The 26,539-nt window shown below is 60.6% G+C and carries 29 protein-coding genes; 8 read left to right on the forward strand and 21 right to left on the reverse strand.

Annotated features, from left to right (window positions below):
• From ACQRD3_RS06955 to ACQRD3_RS07000, 10 genes are all read right to left on the reverse strand, one after another.
• Window positions 1-2,539 (reverse strand): AAA family ATPase (locus tag ACQRD3_RS06955; protein WP_427780615.1); only part of this gene is annotated, 2,539 nt, incomplete at its 3' end.
• Window positions 2,540-2,656: 117 nt separating this feature from the next.
• The gene (locus ACQRD3_RS06960; RefSeq protein ID WP_427780617.1) at window positions 2,657-3,205 is read right to left on the reverse strand and encodes a CDP-alcohol phosphatidyltransferase family protein; all 549 of its coding nucleotides are present in this window, start codon (window positions 3,203-3,205) and stop codon (window positions 2,657-2,659) included.
• 26 nt (window positions 3,206-3,231) lie between these two features.
• Complete coding sequence (locus ACQRD3_RS06965) at window positions 3,232-3,921, reverse strand: CvpA family protein (RefSeq protein ID WP_080907609.1); 690 nt, start codon at window positions 3,919-3,921, stop codon at window positions 3,232-3,234.
• Between the two features lie 13 nt (window positions 3,922-3,934).
• Complete coding sequence (locus ACQRD3_RS06970) at window positions 3,935-5,092, reverse strand: DUF5711 family protein (RefSeq protein WP_080907610.1); 1,158 nt, start codon at window positions 5,090-5,092, stop codon at window positions 3,935-3,937.
• 1 nt (window position 5,093) lies between these two features.
• Window positions 5,094-5,861 (reverse strand): tRNA pseudouridine(38-40) synthase TruA, encoded by a 768-nt coding sequence (truA, locus tag ACQRD3_RS06975; RefSeq protein WP_080907611.1) that lies wholly within the window; start codon window positions 5,859-5,861, stop codon window positions 5,094-5,096.
• A 47-nt stretch (window positions 5,862-5,908) separates the two neighbouring features.
• Entirely contained in the window at window positions 5,909-6,724 is an 816-nt protein-coding gene (locus ACQRD3_RS06980; protein ID WP_427780619.1) for an energy-coupling factor transporter transmembrane component T family protein, read from the reverse strand.
• Window positions 6,725-7,705, reverse strand: a complete 981-nt coding sequence (locus ACQRD3_RS06985; protein WP_080907613.1) for an energy-coupling factor transporter ATPase — start codon at window positions 7,703-7,705, stop codon at window positions 6,725-6,727.
• An 83-nt stretch (window positions 7,706-7,788) separates the two neighbouring features.
• A complete protein-coding gene (locus ACQRD3_RS06990) occupies window positions 7,789-8,631 on the reverse strand; it encodes an energy-coupling factor transporter ATPase (protein ID WP_080907614.1) in 843 nt (280 codons plus the stop codon).
• Entirely contained in the window at window positions 8,624-8,809 is a 186-nt protein-coding gene (locus tag ACQRD3_RS06995) for a hypothetical protein (RefSeq protein ID WP_427780620.1), read from the reverse strand. Before ACQRD3_RS06995 ends, ACQRD3_RS06990 begins: the two co-directional genes overlap by 8 nt.
• Before the next feature lie 27 nt (window positions 8,810-8,836).
• Window positions 8,837-9,700: a class I SAM-dependent methyltransferase gene (locus ACQRD3_RS07000; protein ID WP_427780621.1), complete on the reverse strand. Its 864-nt coding sequence runs from the start codon at window positions 9,698-9,700 to the stop codon at window positions 8,837-8,839.
• Window positions 9,701-9,905: 205 nt separating this feature from the next.
• Between ACQRD3_RS07000 and ACQRD3_RS07005 the strand changes: the two genes are divergently transcribed.
• The 4 genes from ACQRD3_RS07005 (at window position 9,906) to ACQRD3_RS07020 (ending at window position 15,465) form a co-directional block, all read left to right on the forward strand.
• A complete protein-coding gene (locus tag ACQRD3_RS07005; RefSeq protein ID WP_427780623.1) occupies window positions 9,906-11,276 on the forward strand; it encodes an MATE family efflux transporter in 1,371 nt (456 codons plus the stop codon).
• 292 nt (window positions 11,277-11,568) lie between these two features.
• Entirely contained in the window at window positions 11,569-12,927 is a 1,359-nt protein-coding gene (gene mgtE, locus ACQRD3_RS07010; RefSeq protein WP_427780625.1) for a magnesium transporter, read from the forward strand.
• A gap of 87 nt (window positions 12,928-13,014) precedes the next feature.
• Window positions 13,015-13,638 (forward strand): TetR/AcrR family transcriptional regulator, encoded by a 624-nt coding sequence (locus ACQRD3_RS07015; RefSeq protein WP_427780627.1) that lies wholly within the window; start codon window positions 13,015-13,017, stop codon window positions 13,636-13,638.
• A 228-nt stretch (window positions 13,639-13,866) separates the two neighbouring features.
• On the forward strand, window positions 13,867-15,465 hold the full coding sequence (locus ACQRD3_RS07020) for a potassium/proton antiporter (protein WP_427780629.1): 1,599 nt from the start codon (window positions 13,867-13,869) through the stop codon (window positions 15,463-15,465).
• A gap of 173 nt (window positions 15,466-15,638) precedes the next feature.
• Here the strand turns inward: ACQRD3_RS07020 and rplL are convergent, their stop codons facing one another.
• From rplL to rpmG, 7 genes are all read right to left on the reverse strand, one after another.
• Window positions 15,639-16,013 carry a 50S ribosomal protein L7/L12 gene (gene rplL / locus ACQRD3_RS07025; protein ID WP_427780631.1) on the reverse strand — a complete coding sequence of 125 codons (375 nt, stop codon included), beginning with the start codon at window positions 16,011-16,013 and terminating at the stop codon, window positions 15,639-15,641.
• Between the two features lie 44 nt (window positions 16,014-16,057).
• The gene (rplJ, locus tag ACQRD3_RS07030; protein WP_080907623.1) at window positions 16,058-16,600 is read right to left on the reverse strand and encodes a 50S ribosomal protein L10; all 543 of its coding nucleotides are present in this window, start codon (window positions 16,598-16,600) and stop codon (window positions 16,058-16,060) included.
• Between the two features lie 292 nt (window positions 16,601-16,892).
• Window positions 16,893-17,585: a 50S ribosomal protein L1 gene (gene rplA, locus ACQRD3_RS07035; RefSeq protein WP_080907624.1), complete on the reverse strand. Its 693-nt coding sequence runs from the start codon at window positions 17,583-17,585 to the stop codon at window positions 16,893-16,895.
• An 18-nt stretch (window positions 17,586-17,603) separates the two neighbouring features.
• On the reverse strand, window positions 17,604-18,029 hold the full coding sequence (gene rplK / locus ACQRD3_RS07040) for a 50S ribosomal protein L11 (RefSeq protein WP_080907625.1): 426 nt from the start codon (window positions 18,027-18,029) through the stop codon (window positions 17,604-17,606).
• Between the two features lie 97 nt (window positions 18,030-18,126).
• Complete coding sequence (gene nusG / locus ACQRD3_RS07045; RefSeq protein ID WP_427780633.1) at window positions 18,127-18,648, reverse strand: transcription termination/antitermination protein NusG; 522 nt, start codon at window positions 18,646-18,648, stop codon at window positions 18,127-18,129.
• Window positions 18,649-18,658: 10 nt separating this feature from the next.
• Entirely contained in the window at window positions 18,659-18,976 is a 318-nt protein-coding gene (gene secE / locus ACQRD3_RS07050; RefSeq protein WP_080907627.1) for a preprotein translocase subunit SecE, read from the reverse strand.
• A 48-nt stretch (window positions 18,977-19,024) separates the two neighbouring features.
• Window positions 19,025-19,189 (reverse strand): 50S ribosomal protein L33, encoded by a 165-nt coding sequence (gene rpmG, locus ACQRD3_RS07055; RefSeq protein WP_080907628.1) that lies wholly within the window; start codon window positions 19,187-19,189, stop codon window positions 19,025-19,027.
• 364 nt (window positions 19,190-19,553) lie between these two features.
• Here rpmG and ACQRD3_RS07060 point away from each other — a divergent pair, with 364 nt between their 5' ends.
• The 3 genes from ACQRD3_RS07060 to ACQRD3_RS07070 all read left to right on the forward strand — a co-directional run bounded on the left by ACQRD3_RS07060 (window position 19,554) and on the right by ACQRD3_RS07070 (window position 21,764).
• The gene (locus ACQRD3_RS07060) at window positions 19,554-20,372 is read left to right on the forward strand and encodes a sigma-E processing peptidase SpoIIGA (protein ID WP_080907629.1); all 819 of its coding nucleotides are present in this window, start codon (window positions 19,554-19,556) and stop codon (window positions 20,370-20,372) included.
• Window positions 20,373-20,430: 58 nt separating this feature from the next.
• Complete coding sequence (gene sigE / locus ACQRD3_RS07065; protein ID WP_427780635.1) at window positions 20,431-21,153, forward strand: RNA polymerase sporulation sigma factor SigE; 723 nt, start codon at window positions 20,431-20,433, stop codon at window positions 21,151-21,153.
• A 128-nt stretch (window positions 21,154-21,281) separates the two neighbouring features.
• A complete protein-coding gene (locus ACQRD3_RS07070) occupies window positions 21,282-21,764 on the forward strand; it encodes a CarD family transcriptional regulator (protein WP_080907631.1) in 483 nt (160 codons plus the stop codon).
• A 75-nt stretch (window positions 21,765-21,839) separates the two neighbouring features.
• On the opposite strand, the gene ACQRD3_RS07075 is transcribed toward ACQRD3_RS07070, so the two are convergent.
• Window positions 21,840-22,544, reverse strand: coding sequence for a glutamate--tRNA ligase family protein (locus ACQRD3_RS07075; protein WP_427780637.1), 705 nt, complete (start codon window positions 22,542-22,544; stop codon window positions 21,840-21,842).
• Complete coding sequence (locus tag ACQRD3_RS07080) at window positions 22,433-22,765, reverse strand: glutamate--tRNA ligase family protein (protein ID WP_427780639.1); 333 nt, start codon at window positions 22,763-22,765, stop codon at window positions 22,433-22,435. The genes ACQRD3_RS07075 and ACQRD3_RS07080 overlap by 112 nt, the downstream gene beginning before the upstream one ends.
• A gap of 118 nt (window positions 22,766-22,883) precedes the next feature.
• On the opposite strand from ACQRD3_RS07080, the gene ACQRD3_RS07085 reads away from it, so the two are divergent.
• On the forward strand, window positions 22,884-23,642 hold the full coding sequence (locus ACQRD3_RS07085; RefSeq protein WP_427780641.1) for a GGDEF domain-containing protein: 759 nt from the start codon (window positions 22,884-22,886) through the stop codon (window positions 23,640-23,642).
• A 73-nt stretch (window positions 23,643-23,715) separates the two neighbouring features.
• Here the strand turns inward: ACQRD3_RS07085 and ACQRD3_RS07090 are convergent, their stop codons facing one another.
• Window positions 23,716-24,975: a diaminopimelate decarboxylase gene (locus ACQRD3_RS07090; RefSeq protein WP_080907634.1), complete on the reverse strand. Its 1,260-nt coding sequence runs from the start codon at window positions 24,973-24,975 to the stop codon at window positions 23,716-23,718.
• A gap of 59 nt (window positions 24,976-25,034) precedes the next feature.
• Complete coding sequence (locus ACQRD3_RS07095) at window positions 25,035-26,408, reverse strand: MATE family efflux transporter (protein WP_427780643.1); 1,374 nt, start codon at window positions 26,406-26,408, stop codon at window positions 25,035-25,037.
• Window positions 26,409-26,539: the final 131 nt, after the last annotated feature.

Consider the following 26,539-nt stretch of genomic DNA (forward strand, 5'->3'; position numbering starts at 1 on the left):
TCAGAGTTTCACCGTCCGCAGTGGCGGTGATGTGGGTGACAGGTTCCAGATAGCTGTCAATGATCTGGGTGGCGATGGGGTCCTCCAGATCCTTCTGGATCTGGCGGCGCAGGTTCCGGGCCCCGTAGGTCTGAGAGAAGGACTTCTTCACCAGGTAGTCCAGAAGCCCTTCGTTGTAGGTAAACACAATCCCCTTATCTCTGAGATTGTCGGTAAGCTCCTGAAGCATGATCCTGGCAATGTGCTTGAAGTTGTCCTCGGTGAGCTTGTTGAAGTAGACGATCTCGTCCACGCGGTTGATGAACTCGGGGCGGAGGAAGCCCTCCAGCGCCTTCATGGCCTTGGCCTTGCCCTGCTCGTCTCCGGTGCGGCCGAAGCCCACGGCTCCTGTGGAGCCGGTGGTGGAGCCTGCGTTGGAGGTCATGACGATGACCGTGTTCTCGAAGTTCACGTTCCGGCCCTGGGCGTCGGTGATGTGGCCGTCGTCCAGAATTTGCAGAAGGATGTTCAGCACGTCGGGGTGGGCCTTCTCGATCTCGTCAAAGAGAATGACGCGGTAGGGCTTCCGGCGTACCTTCTCGGTGAGCTGTCCGGCCTCGTCATAGCCTACATAGCCCGGGGGGGAGCCGATGATCCGGGAGACCGAGAACTTCTCCATGAACTCCGACATGTCCAGACGAATCAGGGACTCGGGGGAGTTGAACATGTCCTGGGCCAGACGTTTGACAAGCTCTGTCTTGCCCACGCCGGTGGAGCCAACAAAGATGAAGGACACGGGCTTGCGCTTGGAGGCGATGCCCACTCTTCCCCGGCGGACGGCGGCAGCCACTTCCCTCACCGCCTGATCCTGGCCCACGATGTGCTCCTTGAGCCGGTCCTCCAGATGGGCCAGACGCTCGTATTCCTGCTCCTGGATCTGGCTGGCCGGGATCTTGGTCCAAAGCTCGATGACCCGGGCCAGATGCTCCATGGTGAGGGGCGGGGCGGACTGGGCTTCCAGCTTTTGCAGCTCGTCCTGGAGCTGAAGCTCCCGGCTCTTGATCTGGGCCAGACGCTCGTAGCCCTGATCCTCCTGCCCGGCGGAGAGGAGGCGGGTGCGCTCGGTCCCCAGCCGCTCCAGTTCGGCGTTCAAATTGCTCTGCTCCCGCTCGTTGTCCTTCAGACCAGGGGCCTGGGCGGGATCAATGGACAGGGCGGCGTGCTGTCCGGCCAGGGAGGAGAGCTTCCGGCGGATCTCGGCCTGCCGGGCCTCGTTGGCCTTGAGATCGGTCTGCCGTTTGTAGTCCCGGTTGTTGTTTTCATTGACCAGGCTCTCCCGCTGGGCCGCCAGGTCCTCCAGCTGCTTCTTCACCTGGCTTTCCCGGGCCAGGGACTTGTTGTGGAGGTTGACGTCGGAGCAGGCCTCGTCGATGAGGTCGATGGCCTTGTCGGGGAGGTAGCGGTCGCTGATATACCGCTCCGACATGGTGACCGCCGCCCGACACATGGCGGGGGAGATGGAGACGAAGTGGTACTTCTCATAGTAGGGCGCGATGCCGGTGAGGATCTTCACGCTGTCCTCAATGGACGGCTCATCCACCATCACCGGCTGGAAGCGGCGCTCCAGGGCGGAGTCCTTCTCAATGTGCTTGCGGTATTCGGTGAGCGTGGTGGCGCCGATGACCTGGATCTCGCCCCGGGAAAGAGCGGGCTTGAGGATGTTGGCGGCATTCATGCTGCCCTCGGCGTCGCCGGCGCCCACAATGTTGTGGACCTCGTCGATCATGAGGATGATATTGCCCAGCTTCTTGACCTCGTCAATGAGGCCCTTCATCCGGCTTTCAAACTGGCCGCGGAACTGGGTCCCGGCCACCAGGGCGGTGAGATCCAGCAGATAGACCTCCTTGTCCTGGAGCTTATAGGGCACCTCTCCGCTCTGGATGCGCAGGGCCAGCCCCTCGGCAATGGCGGTCTTGCCCACGCCGGGTTCACCAATGAGGCAGGGATTGTTTTTCTGCCGGCGGTTCAGGATCTGAATGGTCCGGGCGATCTCCTCATCCCGGCCCACGATCTTGTCCAGCTTGCCTTCGGCAGCCTTTTGGGTCAGGGAGATGCAGTAGCTCTCCAAAAATTTCCGCTTGCCCTCTTTGGCCTTGCCGCCCTTCTCTTCCCGGGTGCCGCGGCCGGAGGATTCGCCGCCCCGCTCGGAGGCCGGATCCTGACCGGGGGCGGCGGAGCCGCCGAAGAGCTTGTTGAGGAAGGGGAAGGTGGCGGTTTTGCCCTCGTCTTCCTCCCCGTCATCATCGTTGTTCTGCTCCTGTCCGGAGAGGCCTTCGATGCCCTCGGCACCGCCGAAGGCGGACATCATCTCATTGGTGAGGTTGGCCACGTCGTCGTCGGAGAGGCCCATCTTTTGGATCATATCGTCCACAGGCTTGATGCCCAGTTCTCTGGCACAGTTGAGGCAGAGACCCTCGGTCTTGGTCTCGCTGTTCTCAATGCGCTGGATGAACACCACCGCCACGTTTTTATGACATCTGGAACAAAGGGTAGGCTGCATTTTGGTCAACTCCTTTTCGGCCCGGGCCGTCTGCCCGGCCGTCATCGGGGCATGCGGTACCCCTCTGAGGCATTTATTCTAATTCGAAATTATGAACTGCGTATGAAAAATATAAAATTATTTTTTGGAATCTGAGGGATTCTCAGACTTTATCGCTGTGCGGAAGACCGCGGCATAGCGGAAGAGAGCGGCGAAGGACAGGAGCAGGGCAAAGGTGATCAGCCCAACCGCCCAGGGGTAGGGAATGGGGAAAAGGACCATCGCCGCCAGCACCACAAAAAAGACGCCGGTAGAGGCCTTGCCCAGCCGGTTGGAAGGGATGACGTCCCGGGTGCGCCGGAGCAGGAACAGCCCGCCCAGGCCCATCAACAGTTCTTTGCAGAAGAAAGCGGCCACTGCCCAGAGGGGCAGCATGCCGTCGACGGCGACGCACAGGATGACGGTAAAAGTCATCAGCTTGTCCGCCAGCGGATCAAGGACCCGCCCCAGCCGGGTCACCATGTGGAACCGACGGGCAATGTAGCCGTCGGCGATGTCGGTGACGAAGGCCACGGCATAGAGGAAGCCGGCCCACTGGTGGGCGGAGGGGAGGGGCAGGAAAAAGACCCGGGCAAATACCGGCACCAGAAGGAGACGGATCAGAGAGAGAAAATTGGGAAGATTCACAGGATCACCATTCTTTCGTCAGGCGCCTACACCAGCATCAGCAGTTCCATGGGGCTGTGCTCGGTGAGGAAGCGGAGCAGCTGGGTCTGGGATACCGTTTCGGAGGGAAGAAGACCGGTGAGATCGCACAGGACCCAGGCGGCCAGGTAGACCACCAAAAGGCCCTTGAGCAAGCCCAGCAATCCGCCGGCCATACGGTTGAGACCGCTGAGACCGGGGAGGCGGGCCACCAGATCCAGCGCATGGCTGAGCAGCGTCCAGACCAGCAGAACCACCAGAAAGCCGATCACAAACAACAGTCCGTGGGCGATCTGCTCCGCCACGGCCGAAGCCGCAGAAGCGGCCGCTTCCGCAGCGGTATGGGTGATCCCGGCCTCCAGTGTGTCTTCCAGCTTTTCGGCGGCCCATTCGTAGAGCCCCCCTTTGTCCCGGAGGGCGGCCAGCACCTCGTTGATTCCGGTCTTGGAACCGGCGTCGCCCCCGGCGGCCAGCGCACGTTTCTCCAGGTCGGACTGGATGGACTGGGCCAGGCGTGGCTCCAGCGCGTCCGCCAGCTTGGGGGCCAGGGCGTCGGCGGCCAGGTTGGCGCCCACCAGGGCCACCAGGACAGCCGCCAGGGAGCACAGCGTCAGGATAAAGCCCTGGCGGGCACCCAGAACAAGAAAAATCACCAGAACGGCCACAATCAGAAGGTCAATGAGGATGGGGATGGACATGGTTTCCTCCTTATCAGTCGGGAAGGTAGAGCCGGGCCGTCTCACTGTCGATCAGGAGCACAGAGCCGTCCGGTTTTTGAAGGACCCTCCGGGCTCCCTGTGGCTCGGAAAGAGTATGGTACACCTCCAGATCCTGGGTGTAGATCGTGAGGGAGTCGGCGGTGAGCACGGAAAAATAGTGGCCGGCAGCGGAGAGAGAGAAAAGCTGACGGTCCAGGGTCAGGGCCCTGTGCTCCTGGCCGGCAGCGTCCACCAAAACGAACTCGGCTGTGGATCCGGCCCGGTATTTGCCCAGCAGCAGGGCGGAGAAATCGTCTCCGTCCAGAGAATAGCCCTTGAGGTAGCGGCCGCCATAGCTGTATTCCCCGGCCAGAGAGCCGTCGGAATTCACCAGATAGAGGGCGGATTCGCCCAGCACCCGGAGAGGCTCGGTGTTCCAGTTCAGCTTCAGCGCCGTGACGCTCCCCAGGGGACACACGGCGTCCGGCTCGCTGCTGTCGCCGGAACGGTCGGTGGAGTAGAAGGCGATCTGGCTGTCATAGACACCTCCGGTCAGACCGGTGGTGGCCAGGGCCAGCGTGCGGCCGTTTGGGGAGAGGACTGCGTCGGTGACAAAGCGGGAGGACAGGTTGACACCCAGCACCGGCTGATAGTCGGTGTCGTAAACGGTCACCGAACCCTTGAGGCCGCTGGCCTGGGTGACCACGGTGAGAAGGCCCTGGGCGTTCAGACTGGCGGAGAGGATGGTCTTGTCCCCGGTCAGTGAGAAGGCCAGGCTCCGGCCGGCACAGACAAAGAGGCTGGTCCCCCCGGCGTCATAGACCAGCCCCGCGTTCCCGCCGGCCTGGACCACCGGGTGCTCCATGGGGCAGGTCTGCTCAAAGTAGACGGTCCCGCTGGGAGAATAGAGCCGAACTCCGGTGTTGGAGCAAACGAGAAGATCCTCTCCCAGACGGGCGAAGGCGCTGTTCACGCCGCCGTCATAAGAGAAGGATTCCGCCTGTCCGCTTTCATTTTTCGCCAAGGCGCGGTAGGCAAAATACCGCTTGACGGCGTCAAAATTTAGCTTTTGCCAGTTGGCGACCAGAAAGACCGCTCCCAGGACCAGCGCCGCAGTGACCAGAAAGGCAAGCACCCGCAGTACCGGATTTCGTTTCTTCTCCTCGCTCATCCTATGTCAGTGCCCCCTGATTCAGACCGGGCTCATCATACCACAGACGGGTCATGTATAATCCGCCCGGCGGTGCGGTGGGGCCCGCATCGGTGCGGCAGCGGCCCTCCAGAATGTCGGTGACAGCCTCCGGAGGGAACTTGCCCTCGGCGGCGTAGACCACGGTGCCCACCATGGCCCGGACCATATTGTAGAGGAAGCCGTTGGCGCACACCCGGCAGTCGATGATCCGGTCCGTGCGTTCGATCTCAAAGTGATAGACGGTGCGCACCGTGGAGCGCACGTCGGTGCCCACGCTCTTCACCGCAGCGAAGTCGTGGGTGCCCACAAAGCGATCTGCGGCGGCCTGCATGACGGTCTCGTCCAGATGCTTGGGATAGAACCACACCCGATCCACATAGAAGGCGTTGCGGATGTGGGAGTTATAGATGCGGTAGGTGTATTCCTTTTTGACGCAGGCGCTGATGGCGTTGAAGCCCTCGGAGACCTCCACGGCCCCGGTGACCACGATGTCGCCGGGCAGACGGGTGTTCACCGCCAGCGGCAGCCGGTCGCAGGGAATGCGGGAGTCGGTGCGGAAGTTGGCCAGGTAGACCCTGGCGTGGACGCCCGCGTCCGTGCGGCCCGCGCCGGTACACTTTACCGGGTGGCCCACCACCTTTTCCAGGGACTTCTCCAGCACCTCCTCCACGGTGACGGCATTTTTTTGGATCTGCCAGCCGTGGTAGGCGCTGCCCACATACATCAATTTTAGCGCGATATTTCTCATAAATAATAAACCTTATTTTAAGTTTTCCTAAATATACAGGCAGACGGTCAGAATACGCCCAGCAGATTGAGGGCTGCCACGCCTCCGCACAAGGTGAAGCCGATCACCAAAGCGGTGTAGTCCGCCCCGGCGTACTTCAGCTGGCGCATCCGGGTCCGGCCCTCGCCGCCGTGGTAGCAGCGGCACTCCATCGCCACTGCCAGCTCGTCGGCCCGACGGAAGGCGGAGATGAAGAGGGGCACGAGCAGGGGCACCAGAGCCCTGGCCCGCTGGATGAGGTTGCCGGAGTCGAAGCTGGCTCCCCGGGCTTTCTGGGCGGACATGATCTTGTCGGTTTCCTCGATAAGGGTGGGGATGAACCGGAGAGCGATGGACATCATCATGGCCAGCTCGTGGACGGGGACCTTGATCTTCCTGAGCGGCCCCATCAGATTCTCCAGTGCGTCGGTGAGAAGAATGGGGGAGGTGGTGTAGGTCAGCAGGAAGGTGCAGGAGATGAGGAGCATGATGCGCAGCACCATAAAGATGGCCGAGCGCACGCCCTCCCAATAGATGCGGAAAATCCCGAAGGAGAGGAGCGGCTCCCCCGCGCCGGCGGTGTAGAGCAGATTTAGGATGGCGGTGAAGATCACGATGAAAAAGACCGGCTTCATACCCCGAAAGACCGCCTTGAATCCTACTTTGGAGATGAGGATGGCGGCCACCAGCGCGGCGGCCAGCAGAGCGTAGCCCAGGGCGTTTTTCGCCAGGAAGAGGGCCACGATATACAGCACGGTCAGCAGCAGCTTGGCCCGGGGGTCCAGCCGGTGGAGAATGGTGGTACCGGGAAAATACTGACCCAGGGTGATGTCCTTGAGCGCCATTTACACCGCCCCCTTTTCGTCAGAAGAAGTCTGCTCTATTCCATTTTCAGTCCATGGGGCTGAAAATTCCATATCCGCAGACTCCTTCTTCCGCTCCCCGCAAAGTCGCGGGCTGGCTTTGCGGGGGCCCCGGCCCAGGGCCGCCAGGAGGGCCTCCTTCGCTTGAGGGATGGTGTAGACAGTGGGGTCCACATCGGCTCCCATCGCCCGCAGACGCTGGAACACTCGGGTGACCTGAGGGACCCCAAGGCCCATAGCCTCCAACTCCTCCCCGTGGGCAAAGACCTCCCGGGGCGTGCCCTGGAAGGGGATGCGGCCGTCGTTGATCACCACCAGCCGGTCCACCGTCCGGGCCATCTCCTCCATGGAGTGGGAGACGATGAGGATGGTGGCGTTTTTGGCCTTGTGATAGTCCCGGATGTTGCCCAGGATCTGCTCCACACCCACCGGGTCCAGGCCGGCGGTGGGCTCGTCCAGAATGAGGGCGGCGGGCTCCATGGCGATGACGCCCGCGATGGCTACCCGGCGCTTCTGGCCGCCGGAGAGCTCGAAGGGGGACTGGTCCAGCATGGCGTCGGACAGCCCTACAAAGGCGGCGGCCTCCCGTACCCGGTGGTCGATCTCCGTTTCATCCAGTCCCATGTTTTTGGGGCCGAACGCGATGTCCTTGTAGACGGTCTCCTCAAAGAGCTGGTATTCCGGGTACTGGAACACCAGCCCCACCCGGAACCGGGCCGCGCGGGTAGCCTCCTTGCTGGCCCAGATGTCCTGGCCCTCCACCAGCACCCGGCCGGAGGTGGGCTTTAAAAGGCCGTTGAGGTGCTGGATGAGGGTGGACTTGCCGGAGCCGGTATGGCCGATGATCCCCAGGTATTCCCCCCGGTAGGCGGTGAAGTCCACATCGATCAGCGCCCCGTGTTCAAAGGGGGTCCCGGCGGAGTAGATATGAGAGAGTTTTTCCGTTTGAATCATGGATTCCAAATGGTATCAGTCCTAACATGAAGTGGTACACGCCCCGGCTGGGGTCGCGTCCGAAGTGGGATCGGCGCGGGGGAGGAACCGCCTTACGACAGGAGCCGGAAGAGCGCCTGGGCGCACTCTTCGTCGGAGAGGGCGTCCAGAGGGACGTCCAGCCCCTCCTGCCTGAGCTCCCACAGAAGGGAGACGGTCTCGGGGACGGTGAGGCCCACCGCCCGAAGCGCCTCCACCTGCTGAAAGACCTCCCGGGGCGCACCGTCGGCGATGACTTTTCCGTGGGCCATCACCACCAGCCGCCCGGCCTGGGCGGCCTCGTCCATATGGTGGGTGATGAGGACGACGGTGACGCCGCCGGCCTCGTTGAGCTGCTTGATGGTCCCCAGCACCTCGCGGCGGCCGATGGGGTCGAGCATGGCGGTGGGCTCGTCCAGCACCACACACCGGGGCCGCATGGCCAGGATGCCGGCGATGGCTACCCGCTGCTTCTGGCCGCCGGAGAGGAGGTGGGGGGCGTGTTCCCGGTAGTCGTACATGCCCACGGCCTTCAAGGCCTCGTCCACCCGCGCCCGGATCTCGGCGGGGGGCACGCCCAGGTTTTCCGGGCCGAAGGCGCAGTCTTCCTCCACCACGTTGGCCACGATCTGGTTGTCCGGGTTTTGAAAGACCATCCCCACCGTGCGGCGGATGTCCAGGAGCTTGGACTCGTCGGCGGTGTCCATTCCGCTGACGTACACTTTGCCGCCGGAGGGGAGCAGGATGGCGTTCAGGTGCTTGGCCAGGGTAGATTTGCCTGAACCGTTGTGACCCAGGACCGCCACGAAGGAGCCCGCTTGGATCTCCAGATCCACCCCGTCCAAAACCACCTTGGGGGTGCCCTCGGCGGGGTAGGAGAAGTGGAGATTTTCCGTTTTGATGATGGCGTTAGTCATGTTCATTGCCTCTCTTGCGCAGAATAGCCGCCGCGGATCCGGCGGCGAAGAGCAGATGGGGAAGAAGGGCGGAGCACCATAGCCCGGGAACAGTGATGTCCCAGGCGTATTGGTAGTCCCCTAGGAGAAGGGCAGCGCCCGCAGCCATGAGAAACAGGAGGGATCCGATCACTTCCATTGTGTGCGTCCCCTTTCTGTCAAAGGGTCAGTCGGCCATCCACCGCCCGGTGGCGCCGCAGGGAAGGGACAGGCCGTTGGAGGATACCGCCAGCCCCAGCTCCTGGCTCTCGGTATGGCCGCCGTAGCGCCTGGTGACCAGGGTCTCCAAAATATAGGTCAGCACCGACGGGGCCAGGCCTGTGGTGTAGGAGTTGATAAGAAAGAAAAGAGGCTCGTCGGAGAGGAGCCGGGAGACCATCTCCACGAAGGGCCAGAGGTTTTCCTCCAGCTTCCAGATCTCCCCGGAGGGGCCCCGGCCGTAGGAGGGGGGGTCCATGATGATGCCGTCGTACTTTTTTCCCCGGCGGATCTCCCGCTCGGCAAACTTGCCGCAGTCGTCCACGATCCAGCGGATGGGCTTGTCCTCCACGCCGGAGGATCTGGCGTTTTCCTTGGCCCAGGCCACCATCCCCCTGGCGGCGTCCACGTGGCAGACGCTGGCCCCGGCGGCGGCGCAGGCCACGGTGGCTCCGCCGGTATAGGCAAAGAGATTGAGCACGTTTACCGGCCGCCCGGCAGAGCGGATGGCCTCCCGGCAGAAGTCCCAGTTGGCTGCCTGCTCGGGGAAGAGACCGGTGTGTTTGAAGTTCATGGGCTTGATATTGAAGGTAAGGTCTCCGTAGCCGACACACCAGCGCTGGGGGACGTCCTTCTTGGCCCAATGTCCGCCGCCGGAGGCCGAGCGGGCATACCGCGCGTCCGGCCGCTTCCAGCGGGGATCGGTCCGGGGCGTCTGCCAGATGGCTTGGGGATCGGGGCGGACCAGAATATAGTCTCCCCACCGCTCCAGCTTTTCCCCGCCGCCGCAGTCGATGAGCTCATAGTCTTTCCAGCGCTTGGAAATCCACATAGTGCACCTCTTCCAATGGAATCTGTCGAAATACGCCGCACTTCCCACATTTCAAGAGGGAAAAAGGGCGCAAAAACACAGCGAATATAATTCAAACTATTATATCACCGGCCCCCAACACAGTCAACGGAAAGAAGGGCAGATTGCAAAACGGGAAAACAGATGGTATACTAACAATAACCGAAACAGAGAGAAGTGGGTCCCGATGAGGAAGTTCAGCGATCCCGGCGAGAAATTTGAGTGGCTGACCACGGCCCCCATACCCGGCCTGGTGGGGCGTCTGGCAGTCCCCACCATCATCAGCATGCTCATCACCTCGATCTACAACATGGCCGATACCTATTTTGTCGGCGGGCTGGGCACCAGCGCCCAGGGGGCCGTGGGGGTGGTCTTTTCCCTGATGGCCATCATTCAGGCCATCGGCTTCACCTTTGGAAACGGCGCGGGCAACTATGTCTCCCGCCTGCTGGGGCAGCGGCGCGTGGAGGAGGCGGAAGAGGTGGCCGCCACCGGCTTTTTTGCCGGAGTATTTGCCGGACTGACTCTGACGGTACTGGGCCTTGTATTTCTGGATCCTCTGGTGGGAGCGCTGGGGGCCACAGACACCATCCTGCCCTACGCCAGGGACTACGCCCGGCTCATCCTTCTGGGGGCCCCATACATGGTGGGGGCGCTGGTGCTCAATAACCTTTTTCGCTTTCAGGGCAGTGCCGCCTACGCCATGCTGGGGATCACCACGGGCGGAATTCTGAATATGATTCTGGACCCCATTTTCATTTTTGAACTGGGCCTGGGGACGGGCGGAGCCGCCCTGGCGACCATCCTGAGCCAGCTGGTGAGCTTTCTCATCCTGCTGCTGAATTCCGGGCGGAGAGGGAATCTCCCCATCCGGTGGAAACGGTTCACCCTGCACGGTGGTTCCATGGGAACGATCATCCGGGGGGGCCTGCCGTCTTTCTACCGCCAGGGGCTGGCCTCGGCGGCCTCCATTTTGCTTAACTGGACCGCCAAGCCCTTTGGAGACGCCGCCATTGCCGCCATGACCATCGTCAACCGTTTTTCCATGTTCTCCGGCTCTGCGCTCATCGGCTTCGGCCAGGGGTTCCAGCCGGTGTGTGGATTCAACTACGGCGCGGGACGCTACGACCGGGTGCGAAAAGCCTTTTGGTTCTGCGTCAAGGTGGGCGCGGCGGTCCTGGCGGGGATCGCCGCTCTGGGGATCCTTTTCGCGCCTCGGATCGTGCTCCTCTTTCAGAAGAACGACCCCCAGGTGGTGGCGCTGGGGACCCTGGCCCTGCGGTGCCAGCTGGCCACCCTGCCCGCCATGGCCTATGTCATCATGAACAACATGATGCTCCAGACAGTGGGAGAGAATGGGCGGGCGTCGGTGCTGGCCATGGCGCGGCAGGGGCTGTTCTTCATTCCGGCCATCTTGATTTTGCCTCTGGCATTGAAATTCCCCGGTGTGGCGCTGGCCCAGCCGGCGGCTGACGTCTGCTCCTTCCTGCTGGCGATCCCTCTTTCCACGGGCTTTTTGGAAAAGATGCGGGGGAAGGAAGAGGCACAAAAAGCTTGAAAAAACGTACATGACGTGGTATCCTTGAAAAAGTGGCGGAAAAACCGTCTACAATAGAGTTTAAAGGAGGAACAGTCAGTGGACATCTGCGGCCGAAGTACCAAACTGGACAGCGATGTTCCCTTATGGGCTGAAACGAGCCCTCTGTGCCTCCTGAACGAAGAGGCGTGGAGGTAGTTCTGCCGCGCCCATGAAAGGAATGTCGCCGTGCCGGGGAAGCGCTGCTTTTCCGGCACGGTTTTTGTCCGTTCGTACTTCCTCGCTGTTACGACCAAAGACAGGAGGAAAGAACATGGAAGAACTGGAGCGCAAGGATCTGCTTTCCGGCTGGATGAAGCTGCTGGAGAGCAGGAACTACCGGGCCCTGAAGGCCCAACTGGCCGACGCCAACGAGGTGGATGTGGCCGAATTCATGGAGGATCTGAACGCGGAAAAGACCGTGCTGGTCTTTCGGATGCTGCCCAAAGGGGTGGCCTCCGACGTCTTTGCCAACCTGGAGCCGGAGGATCAGCAGCTCATCATCTCCTCCGCCACCGATACCGAGCTGGCCGAGATCGTGGAGGATCTGAACGTGGACGACGCGGTGGACATGCTGGAAGAGCTGCCTGCCAACGTGGTCAAACGGGTGCTCAAGACCGCCAGGCCGGACACCCGCAAGCTGATCAATCAATTTTTGAACTACCCCGAAAATTCGGTGGGCAGCATCATGACCGCCGAATTCATCGACCTGCGAAAAACCATGAAGGTCAGCGAGGCCATCGCCCGTATCCGGGCCACCGGAGAGGAGAGCGAGTCTATCTACACCTGCTATGTCATCGACGCCAGGCGTGTGCTGGAGGGGGTCGTCACCCTCCGGGAGCTGCTTCTGGCCGAGGACGACACAGTGGTGGAGAAGCTGATGGAAACCGATCTCATCGCCGCCCGCACCACCGAGGATCAGGAGGAAGCCGTCCAGCGGATGATGAAGTACGACTTCATCTCTCTGCCGGTGGTGGATCAGGAGGACCGCCTGGTGGGGATCGTCACCGTGGACGACGTGATGGACGTCATGGAGGAGGAGGCCACCGAGGACTTTGAGAAGATGGCCGCCATGGCCCCCTCGGAAAAGCCTTACCTCAAGACCAGCGTGTTTACTCTGGCGAAGAACCGTATCGTGTGGCTGCTGGTTCTGATGGTCTCCAGCATGATCACCGGCGGGATTTTGGGAAAATATGAGGCGGCCTTTGCCGCTGTACCTCTGCTGGTGACCTTTATCCCCATGCTCACCGATACCGGCGGAAACGCCGGCAGCCAGAGCTCCACCATGATCATCCGCGGCATGGCGGTGGGAGAGATCGAGCTGGGGGACTTTTTGAAGGTGCTGTGGAAGGAACTGCGGGTGAGCCTGCTGGTGGGCCTGATCCTGAGCGCGGTGAACTTTGTCCGGCTCGAGATCCAGTACCCGGGCAACACCATGGTTTCCCTCACTGTGGCGGGGGCTATGCTGGTGACGGTGGTGCTGGCCAAATCCATCGGCTCCATGCTGCCCATCCTGGCCAAGCGCTGCCATGTGGACCCCACCATTATGGCCGCGCCCCTCATTACCACCATCGTGGATGCCGTATCTCTTATCGTGTATTTCAATCTGGCGCAGCGGCTGCTTGGTCTTTGACAGAATCTGAACAGGGATCAGAGATTGCGCCGTGGAGAAAGATATGGTATAATTTTTAACGAAGTTTGAAAAAAGGGAGCGAAGGACATGGGCAAACGGCAGGCGTTGGCGGAATATCATCGAGGTTCCATCCTGGCGGCGGCGGAGCGGCTGTTTTCGGAGAAGGGGACAGAGCGCACCACCATGGACGATATTGCCCGGGAGGCCGAGTACAGCAAAGCCACTCTCTATGTCTACTTTCAGAGCAAAGAGGAAATTGTGGGGGCGATTCTGCTCAACGGTCTGGCCATGCTGAAAAAGCGGGTGCATCAGGCGATTCAGGACGGTGGGGACTGGTACGGTGCCTACGATGCCGTCTGCACGTCCATTGCCGGCTTCTATGAGGAGAATCCCACCGCTTACGAGGCGGTGATGGGCGGCGGCCACACCGGCGCGGAGGGGAGCAAGTGCGACCAGGATATCCGTCGGATGGCCAACGAATTCTGCACCGAACTGGCCAACTTTCTGGAGCAGGGCATGACGGCGGGGACCATTTGTACCACCATGAGTCCCATGGAGACCGTGATGCTTTTCTGGGCCAGCGTCTCTGGAATGATCCACATGGCTGACCGCAATGCGGACACCCTTTCGGGCCAGGTGGGGCGGAGCCGGGAGGAGTTTCTGGAGGACGGCTTCCATATGATCCTTCGGGCCATTACCCAGTGCGAATAAGAAAAAAGAGACAGAGAAAGCACACTTTGCGGCCCCGGTTTCATAAGGATGGCTTCAGAAGCGGTAACCACGTTTGTTTTGTGGTTGCCGCTTTTCGTTTCGGGAGGGCTAACGGCCAGATTGCCGCCTCATGACATGCTGCGTTGGAAATAGGGGATAGCGGAATATCCCTTGCCGTTTATATCGGGGTTTGAAACAGATGAAGTTCGATTGCCTGGAAGGGGATGGATGATGCCTTATTTATTGATGTGTACTGTGGTCATTCTTCTCTGCGTACTGATTAGTGGGTTGACACATCGGCTGGGAGTGCCGGTGCTGCTCGCATTTATTGCGTTGGGGATGCTCTTTGGGGAAAACGGCGTTTTTCGGATCCCGTTTGATAATTATACCTTAGTTGAGCAGATTTGCACGGTTGCACTGGTTTTTATTATGTTTTATGGCGGATTTGGAACAAATTGGGATCAGGCGAAGCCGGTGGCGGTCCAGGCTGCTGTTCTGGCTTCGGGCGGTGTTGTTTTGACGGCGGGACTGACGGGCGCGGTGTGTATCTTGTTTTTAAAGATGCCGGCGCTGGATGCGCTGCTTCTCGGCGCGATACTCAGTTCCACCGATGCGGCATCCGTGTTTTCAGTGCTTCGGTCCAAAAAACTGGGACTGCGGGAAAACACAGCGTCTTTGCTGGAGGTGGAGAGCGGCAGCAACGACCCCTTTGCCTATATGCTGACCATCATCCTGCTCTCTGTAATGAGCGGGCAGGCAAGCGGCGGTGAGTTGGCCTGGATGGCGGTGAAGCAACTGCTGCTGGGTATCCTGGGCGGTGTTGGGATTGCACTGCTGGTCCGGGCGTTTTTAAGGCGTTATCGATTCCCTGTGTCAGGCTTTGATATGGCTTTTTTCATTGGAATCGCACTTCTTTCCTATGCGCTTCCGGCAGACCTCGGCGGAAATGGGTATCTGAGCGCTTATATTGTAGGCATTGTGCTGGGCAACAGCCGTATCCGAAAGAAGAAGTCGCTGGTGCATTTTTTTGACGGTTTTACCAGCCTGATGCAGATGCTGATATTCTTCCTCCTGGGACTCTTGGCGACCCCTGCCCGGATCCCTGCGATCTTTCTTCCTGCTGTTGTGATTGCGCTGCTGCTTACCTTTGTGGTGCGCCCGCTGGTGGTGGCTGTCTGCCTGACACCGCTGAAATGCAGCTTTCGGCAGCAGATGCTGGTTTCCTTTGCCGGACTGCGCGGCGCGGCATCGATCGTATTTGCCATAATGGCAACCGTTCACCAAGCGCAAACTTCTGGAGATCTCTTTCATATGATCTTTTGCGTTGTCCTTTTATCCATTGCCTTTCAGGGCTCGCTTTTGGCGCCGGTTGCTCGCAGGCTTGGAATGTGCGACCAGAATATTGATGATGCAAAAAGCTTCAGCGACTATACCGATGAGGTGAAGCTTTACTTCATCAACCTGGAAATTTACGAGGGCCATCCCTGGCAGGGGAAGGCTCTGTGCGAGGTGAGCCTGCCTCCGGATATGCTGGTGGTGATGTTGCTGCGGGATGGAAAAAATGTTTTGCAGGGGGGCAGTACGGTGTTTTCTGCACATGATTCAGTCATTTTAAGTGCGCCGGCTTATCAAGATGAGGTCGGGCTCGCCCTTCATGAACAGCACATCGATGCGAACAGCCCGTGGGTTGGAAAGTCCATTGCCGCGTTTTCTCCAAGCAAGGAAGAGCTGATCGTTATGATTTTGCGCGGGGAAGAGATGGTTATCCCAAAGGGAGATACGCAGATTGAAGCGGATGACATATTGGTGATCAGCGAACAGAAGTAGTCAGCCCGTCCTTCCCTTTCCAGAGTGCCGGATACACAGTTGACAAAGGAGGAGGCAATCTAAAAGAGCCCTGCCGAGACGGCGGCGGGAGGGCTCCCTGCACGGTCCCCAAAAGAATAAAAAAAGAGGACGCCCGCAGGCGTCCTCTTTTTTTATTTGCAGAAGGGGAGAGCTTACTTCAGCTCGACCTTGCCGCCGGCCTCTTCCAGAGTCTTCTTCAGAGCCTCGGCGTCGTCCTTGGAGACGGCCTCCTTGATGGTCTTGGGAGCGCCCTCGACGACGGCCTTGGCCTCGCCCAGGCCCAGGCCGGTAATCTCGCGGACAGCCTTGATGACCTTGATCTTGGCGGCGGCGTCAAAGCCGGCCAGGACCACGTCAAACTCGGTCTTCTCCTCCACGGGAGCGGCAGTGCCGCCAGCGGCAGGAGCAGCCATAGCGGCGGCAGAAACGCCGAATTCCTCTTCCAGAGCCTTCACGAGCTCGTTGAGCTCCAGAACGGTCAGGGCCTTCACTTCTTCGATCATAGCAGTGATCTTCTCGCTAGCCATAATAATATACCTCCTAAATTTGGTTTGAACCTTTGGTGTTTGTGTTATTCAGCAGCGGCTTCGACAGGGGCGGCCTCCTCGGCGGGGGCACCGTCCTTCTCGGCGATGGCCTTGACCACGATGGCCAGGCTGGTGAGCGGGGCAAGCATCATGCCGAGCAGCTGAGACAGCAGAACTTCCTTGGAAGGCAGCTCGGCCAGAGCGGCGATATCCTCCAGGGGGAGGACCTTGCCGTCCATGAAGCCGGCCTTGATGGCGAACCGGTCGCCGTTGAGACTCTTGGAGAACTTGTGGATGACGCGCATAGGAGCAATGGGATCCTCCTTGCTGACCGCCAGAGAAGTGGTGCCGTGCAGCACGCTGTCCAGCTCGCCCAGACCGGCGCCGTCCAGCGCACGGCGGACCAGAGTGTTCTTCACAACGGAATACTCCACTCCGGCTTTGCGCAGTTCGTTACGGAGCTCCGTGTCCTCAGACACTGTGATGCCCTCGTAATTCACCAGAACGCCGCTGGCGGAGTTCTTCAGGGTGTCGACCAGCCCGGCCACGATGGCCTGCTTCTCACTCAGAACCTTTGCGTTAGGCATATTGGGAATTCACCTCCAGAGATTTTTATGGCCCGACGGCAAAACCGCGTGGGCCGCTTTGCCCTTCCGGGCAAACAAAAATGCCGCTTTCGTGTTCAAGTCACGAAAACAGCATAGGAAAGCGTACCTATTGGCTGCATTCTGGGCAGGGGACAAAAGTCGTTAGAGCCGGATGGCTCCCTGCTGTCTTTGAACACAAAAATTATTATATCGTTCCCGCCGGGCTTTGTCAAGCAAAACCCGACGGGAAACGATATCATTGGGAAAAGAATCGAAAGGCCTGAGCCTTCGATTACACGAACTTGGCGGCGTTGAGCTTCACGCCGGGGCCCATGGTGGAGGCGGCGACGCAGCTCTTGACGTAGGTGCCCTTGGCGGCGGAAGGCTTGGCCTTGATGATGGCGCCCATGAGGGCGTTCAGGTTTTCAGCCAGCTTCTCGGGGCCGAAGGAGACCTTGCCGATGGGGCAGTGGATGATGTTGGTCTTGTCCAGACGGTACTCCACCTTACCGGCCTTGACCTCGGTGACGGCCTTGGCCACATCGGGGGTGACGGTTCCGGCCTTGGGGGAGGGCATCAGGCCCTTGGGGCCCAAGACTTTACCCAGACGGCCGACCACGCCCATCATGTCGGGGCTGGCCACGACAACGTCGAAGTCAAACCAGTTTTCCTTCTGGATCTTTTCCACCAGGTCCATCTCGCCCACGTAGTCGGCGCCGGCAGCCTTGGCGGCCTCGGCCTTGTCGCCCTTGGCGAAGACCAGCACCCGCAGGGTGCGGCCGGTGCCGTGGGGGAGGACGATGGCGCCGCGGACCTGCTGGTCGGCGTGGCGGGAGTCGACGCCCAGCTTCACATGGAGCTCGACGGTCTCGTCAAACTTGGCGGGAGCGGCCTTGACCACCAGATCCATGGCTTCGTTGACGTCGTAAGCGGCTGCCTTGTCGATGAGCTTGGCGCCGTTCTGATATTTCTTTCCTCTAAACATATCTGATTCCTCCTTGCCTTACTCGCCCACGACCACGCCCATGGAACGGGCGGTGCCGGCGATCATGCTCATGGCGGCCTCGATGCTGGAAGCGTTGAGGTCAGGCATCTTGGTCTCAGCGATCTTGCGGACATCTTCCTTGCTGATGGTGGCCACCTTGGTCTTGTTGGGCACACCGGAAGCGCTCTCGAGACCGCAGGCCTTCTTGATGAGGACGGCGGCGGGAGGAGTCTTGGTAATGAAGGTGAAGGAGCGGTCGGAGTAGACGGTGATGACCACGGGGATCAGCAGGCCGCCCTCGTTCTTGGTCCGCTCGTTGAACTCCTTGGTAAAAGCGGCAATGTTGACGCCGTGCTGGCCGAGGGCCGGGCCTACGGGGGGAGCCGGAGTCGCCTTGCCGGCGGGGATCTGCAGTTTCACGTAACCGGTAATTTTCTGTGCCATTTGAAACAGCACCTCCTACATAAATGTGGTATGGACGGGACCGCAAGCCGGGTCCCTCCCACGTTGCGGGGATCGGCCGTCCGGAGACGGCCCAGTGTCAGTCGCTGATGGGTTCCACCTGATCCAGATCCAGTTCCACCGGGGTCTCCCGGCCGAACATGGAAACCACGACCCGGACCTTCCCGTGGTCCACGTCGATCTCATCCACCGTACCGATGAAGGATTCCAGCGCGCCGTCGGTGATCTTCACGCTGTCGCCCACGGCATAGTTGACCACGACCTCGTGCTTCTCCACGCCCAGCGCGGCGATCTCCGCGTCGCTGAGGGGGATGGCCTTGTTGCCGGAGCCCACGAAGCCGGTGGAGCCGCGGATATTGCGCACCAGATGCCAGGTGTCGTCGGTGAGCACCATCTTTACCAGCACATAGCCGGGAAAGACCTTGCGCTCCACCGTCTTGGGACCGTTGTCCGTGATCTCGGTAACGGTCTCGAGGGGAATGTTCACTTCTTGAATGAGGTCACGCATGCCCCGGTTTTCTACGGCCTTCTCAATACTGGCCGCCACGGTGTTCTCGTAGCCGGAGTAAGTGTGGACCACATACCATTTTGCGTCTTCCATGCCGCGCCCCTTAGAACTGCCGGAAGAAGCTGATGAGAGCGCCGAAGAGCTGAGTGGCGACCACATCGAACAGCCAGATGCACACACCCACCACCACGCAGAAGGCGAGGACGATGAGGGTGTTGTTCAAGGTCTGCTTCCAGGTGGGCCACTGAACCTTTTTCAGTTCGGACTTCGTCTCTTTCCACCACTGGCCAATCCGTGAGAAAAGGCCGGGCTTAGACTTCTTCGCGGGCTTCTTTTCGGCTTTTTCCTTTTTTGCGGGAGCCGCGGGCGTTTCGGCGGCGGAGCTTACCTCCGCCTTTTCCACGTTCTCGTTTTCAGCCATTCAGTGATACCCTTCTTTCTTGTGAGCCGTTATAGTAGGAGGGGCTCATTACTTGGTCTCGGTGTGGACCGTGTGCTTTCTGCAGAAGGGGCAGTACTTGTTCATCTCCAGACGGTCGGGATCGTTCTTCTTGTTCTTCTTGGTGTTGTAGTTGCGCTGCTTGCACTCGTTGCACCGCAGGGTGATCTTCACCCGGTTGCCAGCCTTTGCCATAACGTCGGCACCTCCTTATTTCTTGGCCGTTCCCGGCAAATAAAAAAGCCGGGTCCGGTCGTGTTGCCGGATCCAGCCAAAAAGGGCCTGAAAACCCTATGACTTGGCGGTGTGGATCCGGCATGACCTGCCTCCCTATGACCTTGGATGAGGAGAAGGGTTTCATGTCTCGTCACACCGTAAAAACGGACATGAAAAAAGAGCCCTTTTCATAGGTGATAGCATTCTATCATGGAAAGAGGGGCAAGTCAAGAGATATTTTACAACTAAAAAGCGGGTTGGAATATTGTGGGCCGTTCCGCGCTTAGACCTTTTTTGAACCCCGCTCCTTTTATAATGGTTGGGTGCGGAAGGGGGGACGGGCGTGACGGTCGTCTATGTGGATAAAGTGTTTTTGCTCAACGGCATCGTGGACTATCTCCTGCTTCTCTCCGCGGCCCGGCTGGCGGGGGAGCCGCTGCACCGGCTGCGGATGGCACTGGCTGCGGCACTGGGCGGCATATATGCCGCAGCGGTCTTTTTTCCGGAGCTTGGGTTTCTGACCTCGCCCCTTTGCAAGCTGGCCGCCGCCGCCGCGATGACGCTGGTCGCCTTTGGCGGTTCCCGGCGGCTGCTGCGGGTGAGCCTGGTGTTTTTGGGGGTGAGCGCCGCCTTTGGCGGCGGGGTGCTGGCCCTTCAGCTCTTTTTCGGCGCGTCCGCGGTGTTGGATCTGAAAACAGTCCTGCTGTCGGCGGCTGGGTGTTACGCCTTCCTGTCACTGCTGTTCCGAGGGGCGGCCAGACACACGGGACGGGAGCTGGCACCGGCCGAACTGACACTGGGTGAGCACCGATGCCGCCTTACGGCCCTGATCGACACCGGGAATACTCTTTCCGATCCCGCCACGGGGCGCCCTGTGATGGTGGCGGAGGGGGAAAAGACGGCGTCTCTCTTTCCGGCGGGCCAGGCGCCGGATCCGGCGGAGCTGTCTGACCCGGTGGGGGCCATGGAACGGCGGCGGGAGGACGGAAGGCGCTGGCGGCTCATCCCTTATCAGGCTGTGGGCGTGCCCTGCGGCCTGCTGCTGGCGGTGCGGGTGGACCGGGCCAGGGTGGCAGGAGAGGATTACGGCCCCATTCTGGTGGCGCTGGCTCCCGGACGGCTGTCGGACGGAGGGGGATACAATGCGCTGATCGGGGCCTGAAGCCGCGGTGAGAACGGACTGTCCCGGAAGGGAACAGTGAAAATGAGGAGGAGAAAACATGGGGGAGACGCTGCGGCGGGCGTGGTGGGCGTTTCGGGGCCTTTTGGCCCGATGGGGGCTGGCCCTGCCGGGAAAGATCATGTACATCGGAGGGAGCGACACGCTGCCGCCCCCCCTCAAGCGGGAGGAGGAGGCGGAACTCATCACCCGGCTGGATGGGGGAGACGAGTCCGCCAAAAGCACCCTCATCGAGCGGAATCTCCGGCTGGTGGTCTACATCGCCAAGCGCTTTGAAAACACCGGGGTGGGGATCGAAGATCTCATCTCCATCGGGACCATCGGACTCATCAAGGCCGTGAGCACCTATAAGCCGGAAAAGAACATCAAGCTGGCCACCTATGCCTCCCGGTGCATTGAAAATGAGATTTTGATGCACCTGCGAAAGACTGTCAACCAGCGGGGAGAGGTTTCCTTTGACGAGCCGCTGAATACCGACTGGGACGGGAACGAGCTGCTCCTTTCCGACATCCTGGGCACCGAGGGAGATACTGTGATGCAGCCGCTGGAGGATGACGTGGACCGGCAGCTCCTCTCCCAGGCCATGGACCGGCTGGAGGAGCGGGAGAAGTCCATCATCACCCTCCGGTTTGGGCTGGACGGAAAGCGGGAGCGGACGCAAAAAGAGGTGGCCGACATGATGGGAATTTCTCAGTCCTATATCTCAAGATTGGAAAAAAGGATCATCCAGAGGCTCAAGCGGGAGATCCTAAAAATGATGTGACCGGCGGCGGGCCGGCAGAGCGATACGCCTCTGCCGGCCCGCTATCTTTCGCCGAAAGGAAACAAATAAAAGATTTCCTTACACAAAGAGGGAAAAGTGTGCTATAATAAAATAAACGAGGTGATTTTATGTATGAAGTTGGGGATTTGGTGGTCTACGGGCGGACAGGGGTCTGCCGGGTGGAGCGGATCGACCGCCAGGGCAAGCAGGATTTTTATGCGCTCAAGCCTCTCTATCAGAACTGCGACATCTATACTCCGGTGAATGGAAAGGTGTTTATTCGCCCTGTGATCTCCAAGGAGGAGGCGCACCGGCTCATTGATCTCATTCCCACGGTGGAGGTGGAAGTCTGTGAGAGCAAGGCCCTTCGGGAACTGGCGGAGCACTATCAAAGCGCCATCGACAGCCACGACTGTCAGGATCTGATCGAGATGACCATGTCGCTGTATGCTAAGAAAAAGGCGGTGGAAGGCCGGAAACGAAAATTCGGCGCGGTGGACGAGCGCTTCATGAAAGAGGGCGAGGAGTTGCTGTTCGGCGAACTGGCAGCCGCACTGGAGATCCCGGTGGAGGAAGTGCAGCAGTATATCGCGGAGCGGCTGCACCAATAAAAGAGCAAAGGATCCAAACAGAGCGCCGGGGGAAAGCCCAGGCGCTCTGTTTTATATCGTATGATACGGGGAACATCAGGCCAGGAGGTCCTGTGTGACCACGATGTCCTCCCGGGGTACGGCGGTCCATGTAAAGCGCCCTGCCAGTTCGGCGGCACTCACCGGGGCGGCGGTCTCCTGCTGGCCGGACAACTTTGCCAGCAGGCCCAGGAGGGCTTCCGGCGTATACCGGCGGCGGAGAACGCCCATATCCAGGTCGGCGTCCCGCTTGGCCAGCCGGCGCCCGTCGGGCGCCAGCAGAAGGGGTACGTGGTAGAATTCCGGAGGCGTCAGTCCCAGTGCCTCATAGAGCCAGAGCTGCCGGGGGGTGGAGGAGAGCAGATCCCGTCCCCGGACGACTTGGGTGATCCCCATGGCCCCGTCGTCCACCACGACAGCCAGCTGATAGGCCCAGGCTCCATCCCAGCGCCGGATGGGGAAATCACCGCAGTCCCGGGCCAAGTCCTGGGTATAGGCGCCCTGACAGCCATCGAAAAAAGAGATGCTCCGGCTGGGGACCCGTACCCGCCAGCCAGGCGGGCGGCGGGCAGCGTGTTCGGCTACCTCCTGATCGGTCAGTGCGGCGCAGGGACAAGCGGAGGAGATCTCGTGGCCGTGGGGGGCCTCGTTCAGCCGCTGGAGCCGGGTGCAGAAGCAGGGATAGACCAGCCCTTTGGCCCGGAGCGTCTCAAAGGCGGCGGCGTACCGGGCCCCCCGGTTGCTCTGCCAGTAGGAGGGCACACCGCCCCCTCGTCCCAAGTAAGACCCAGCCACTCCAGATCCTCCATGAGCTGCCAGGCATGGGCAGGCTGACAGCGCACCGGGTCCAGATCCTCCACCCGGAGCACCAGAGTGCCCCCGACGGCTCGGACGGAAAGCCAGGCCAGAAGGGCGGAGAAAAGATTGCCCAGGTGCATCCGCCCGCTGGGACTGGGGGCAAAACGGCCCCTTGTAAAATCCATATCGCAATGACTGCCCCTTTCGACAAAATTCGGCATCCTTTTCAAAAAGAATTCCATATACTGGGAATGATGCGGGGTGAGAGAATTGGAAAATGGCGTTCCGGAAGAGAAGTGGCCTATGGACCTGGGAGAACTGCTCAACCTGTCAAAAGAATACCTCTTTTCCTGGGAACCGGGAAATGTCTGGATGACCGGCCCCAAAGGAACTGTGCAGGCCGGGGAGCTCGGTCCGTTCCAGGAGGCGCTGGAGCGCATTCTCTCCACTGGGGGCAGGGATCCGGTGCCCATGGAGCTGAAGTGTCCGCTCTGTGGGGGCAGTCATTTCCGCGGCTCGGCCCGCTGTCTGAGTCCCAGGCGCTGGGTGGGAGTTTTACGGGACGTGACGGCGGAGTGCGACGAGCGGGAACGGCTGATCCGGCAGGCGCATCAGGACTGGCTGACGGGGATCTGGAACCGGAGGGGGCTGGCGCTTCAGGTGGAGGAATTTTTGCGGCAGCAGGAAAGGCCCTGTGCGCTTTTGATGATCGATCTGGACAACTTCAAGGGAGTAAACGACCGCTGCGGCCACCCGGCCGGAGACCGGCTCCTCGTGCGGACGGCAGAGCTTCTGGAAGAGCTCTTCCCGCGTCCGGCCCAGGCAGGGCGGGCGGGGGGCGATGAGTTTCTGCTGTTCCTTCCGTGTGCGGACAGGGCGGCGGCCTGCGGGGCGGGAGAGCGTTTCTGCAAAGCATTTCGGGAGCAGGCTGCGGAACTCTCATGCAGTGTGGGTATTGCCCTCTCGCCCGGTGACGGGACCGATTTTGAGACGCTGTTTTGCGCTGCCGATCAGGCGATGTATCGGGCCAAGGCCCAGGGGAAAGATACCTGGAGCCGGTGAGGCGGCCCATTTTGAGCAGTGCACACAAAAAACGGATCTTCCGCCGAGGGCGGGAGATCCGTTTTTCTGCGCCTCAGTCGAAGAGCATGGTGGAGAAGTAATCCTCCGGGGTCTCGGCCCGGCGGATGAGCTTGGTGGAGCCGTCCTCCCGGAGCAGTACCTCTGCGGAGCGGAGTTTTCCATTATAATTGTACCCCATGGAGAAGCCGTGGGCCCCGGTGTCGTGGAGCACCAGCAGATCTCCCCGTTCGATCTCGGGGAGCATCCGGTCCACGGCAAATTTGTCGTTGTTTTCGCACAGGGAGCCCACCACGTCGTACTTGTGGTCGCAGGGGGCGTTTTCCTTGCCCATGACGGTGATGTGGTGGTAGGCCCCGTACATGGCCGGACGCATCAGATTGGCCGCGCAGGCGTCCACGCCCACATATTCCTTGTAGGTGTGCTTGAAGTGGAGTACCCTGGTCACAAGGCAGCCGTTGGGACCCAGCATATACCGCCCCAGCTCGGTGTAGATGGCCACATCTCCCATTCCCGCGGGGACCAGGATCTCCTCAAACTGCCTGCGCACTCCCTCGCCGATGGCGGCGATGTCGTTGGCAGGCTGGTCGGGGCGGTAGGGGATCCCTACGCCGCCGGAGAGGTTGATAAAGCACACGTCGCAGCCGGTCTCACGCTCCAGATCCGCCGCCAGGCGGAAGAGAATGCCGGCCAGGGCCGGGTAGTAGTCATTGGAAATGGTGTTTGAGGCCAGAAAGGCGTGGATGCCGAAACGCTTGGCTCCCAGCGCCTTCAGCTTGCGAAAGCCCTCAAAGAGCTGCTCCCGGGTGAAGCCGTATTTGGAGTCCCCCGGGGTGTCCATCACCTGGAAGCCCTCCTCGCTCTCACCCAGCTGGAACACGCCGCCGGGGTTGAAGCGGCAGGAGATGGTCTCGGGGATACGGCCCAGAGTCTCCTGCAGGAAGTCGATGTGGGTGAAGTCGTCCAGGTTGATGATGGCCCCCAGCTGGTCGGCCAGCACGTATTCCTCCGCCGGAGTCTCGTTGGAGGAGAACATGATCTCCTCGCCGGAGAAGCCGCATTTATCAGAGAGCATCAGCTCGGTGAGGGAGGAGCAGTCTGCTCCGCAGCCCTCCTGACGCAGAATCTTCAAAATGGCGGGAGTGGGGGTGGCCTTGACGGCAAAATATTCCCGGAAGCCGGGGTTCCAGGAAAAGGCGTCCCGGAGCTGCCGGGCGGTCCGGCGGATGCCCGCTTCGTCATAGAGATGGAAGGGGGTAGGATAGGTCTGGGTCATCTCCTGAAGCTGGGGGAGGGTCACAAAGGTTTTTTTCATGGGAACACCTGATTTCTCTTTGGATGATCAAGAAAGGATTTGTCAAATTATAGCCTATTTCAAGGGAGATTGTCAACCTTTTGCACCCGCTCCAGCAGCAGGCGGGGGATGAGCCGCAGAAACAGCACGGAGGAAAGGCAGGCGGCGATTCCATCGCAGAGCGGCTCGGCCCAGAAGGCCGCCGCCGCGGTGAAAAGGGCCGGAAGGACCAGTGTGGCGGCCAGGAAGAGGCTTTTCCGGAACATGGAGCAGAAAAGAGCCAGACGGACTTGGCCCAGTGCGGTGGACTGATCCACAATGACATACTGTACGGCCAGGGGAATGACGGCGGCAGTGTAGATCTTGATATAGGAGACGCTCCGGTCTGTAAGGGAGGCATTTTGGGTGAACAGCCGGACGAAGGCGGGGGAGAAAAGGTGAGTGACGGCCAGCATCACCGCCGCAAAGACCACACACACAGTGAGAATGGACTGCAGGGCCTTTTTGACCCGGAGGGCGTTCCCGGCACCGTAATTGAAGCTCACCACGCTCTGACAGCCCAGGGTGATGCCGCCCATGGGCATGGTAATGAGGAGCATATAGCTCTGCACGATGGCGGTGCAGGTGAGGAGGGTGTCTCCCTCGCCGGGGCCGCCGAAGCGCTGGAGGACCGTATTGAGGATGATGAGCAGAACGCTGTCTGAGGCAATGGTGAGGAAGGGGGCGGAGCCGAAGGCGAGCACCTTCCGGCAGATCTCCCAGTCCAACCGCCCCCAGCGCAGCGGCACCGGCATGGACCGCCGCCGCAGGCAGGCCAGGGCAAAGAAGCAGGAGGCCGCCTGGGAGAGCAGGGTGGCCCAGGCCGCTCCAGCCACCCCCAGATTCAGAGTGAAGATGAACAGGGGGTCCAATCCGATGTTGAGCAGCGCGCCCAGCACCACTGTCCCCATGCCCAGCCCCGACCGGCCCTGGCAGATGAGGAAGCTGTTGAGCCCGGTGGCCATGAGGGCGAAAGCGGTGCCCGCGATATAGATGGTGAGGTAGGTCAGGGCGTAGGGGAAGGTATCCGTGCTGGCGCCGAACCACCAGAGAAGCTGGCGCCGCAGGAGAAAGAAGAGGACACTGAGCCCCAGCGCCAGGATCAGAAGCAGGCGCAGGCAGTTGGAGAGGATGCCGGAGGCCCCCTCCGGATCACCCTCGCCCATCTTCATGGACATGAGCGGAGCGCCCCCTTGGCAGACCAGAAAGGCAAAGGAAGACAGGAGGGTGACGATGGGGCCGCACACGCCCACGCCCGCCAGCGCCAGGTCCCCGATCCCCGCGATATGGCCGATGAACATCCGGTCCACGATGCTGTACAGAACGTTGATAAACTGGGCCAGCATGGTGGGGATGGCAAGCCGCAGGATGAGCGCGGGCACCGGGTCCCGGCCCAGGTCGTTTCTTCGCCGCATGGGGTATCCTCTCCCTTGAAGTCAATGATGCGCACACAGTGCCATATTATACCCGATTTTGGGGAAACGGTAAAGATGGGAAATCCCGCGGCGTTTTTCTCCGCAAAAGGCAGGTTTCATGCGGAATTGAA

Source organism: Candidatus Pseudoscillospira sp. SGI.172 (assembly GCF_050313575.1).
Classification (GTDB): domain Bacteria; phylum Bacillota; class Clostridia; order Oscillospirales; family Oscillospiraceae; genus Vermiculatibacterium.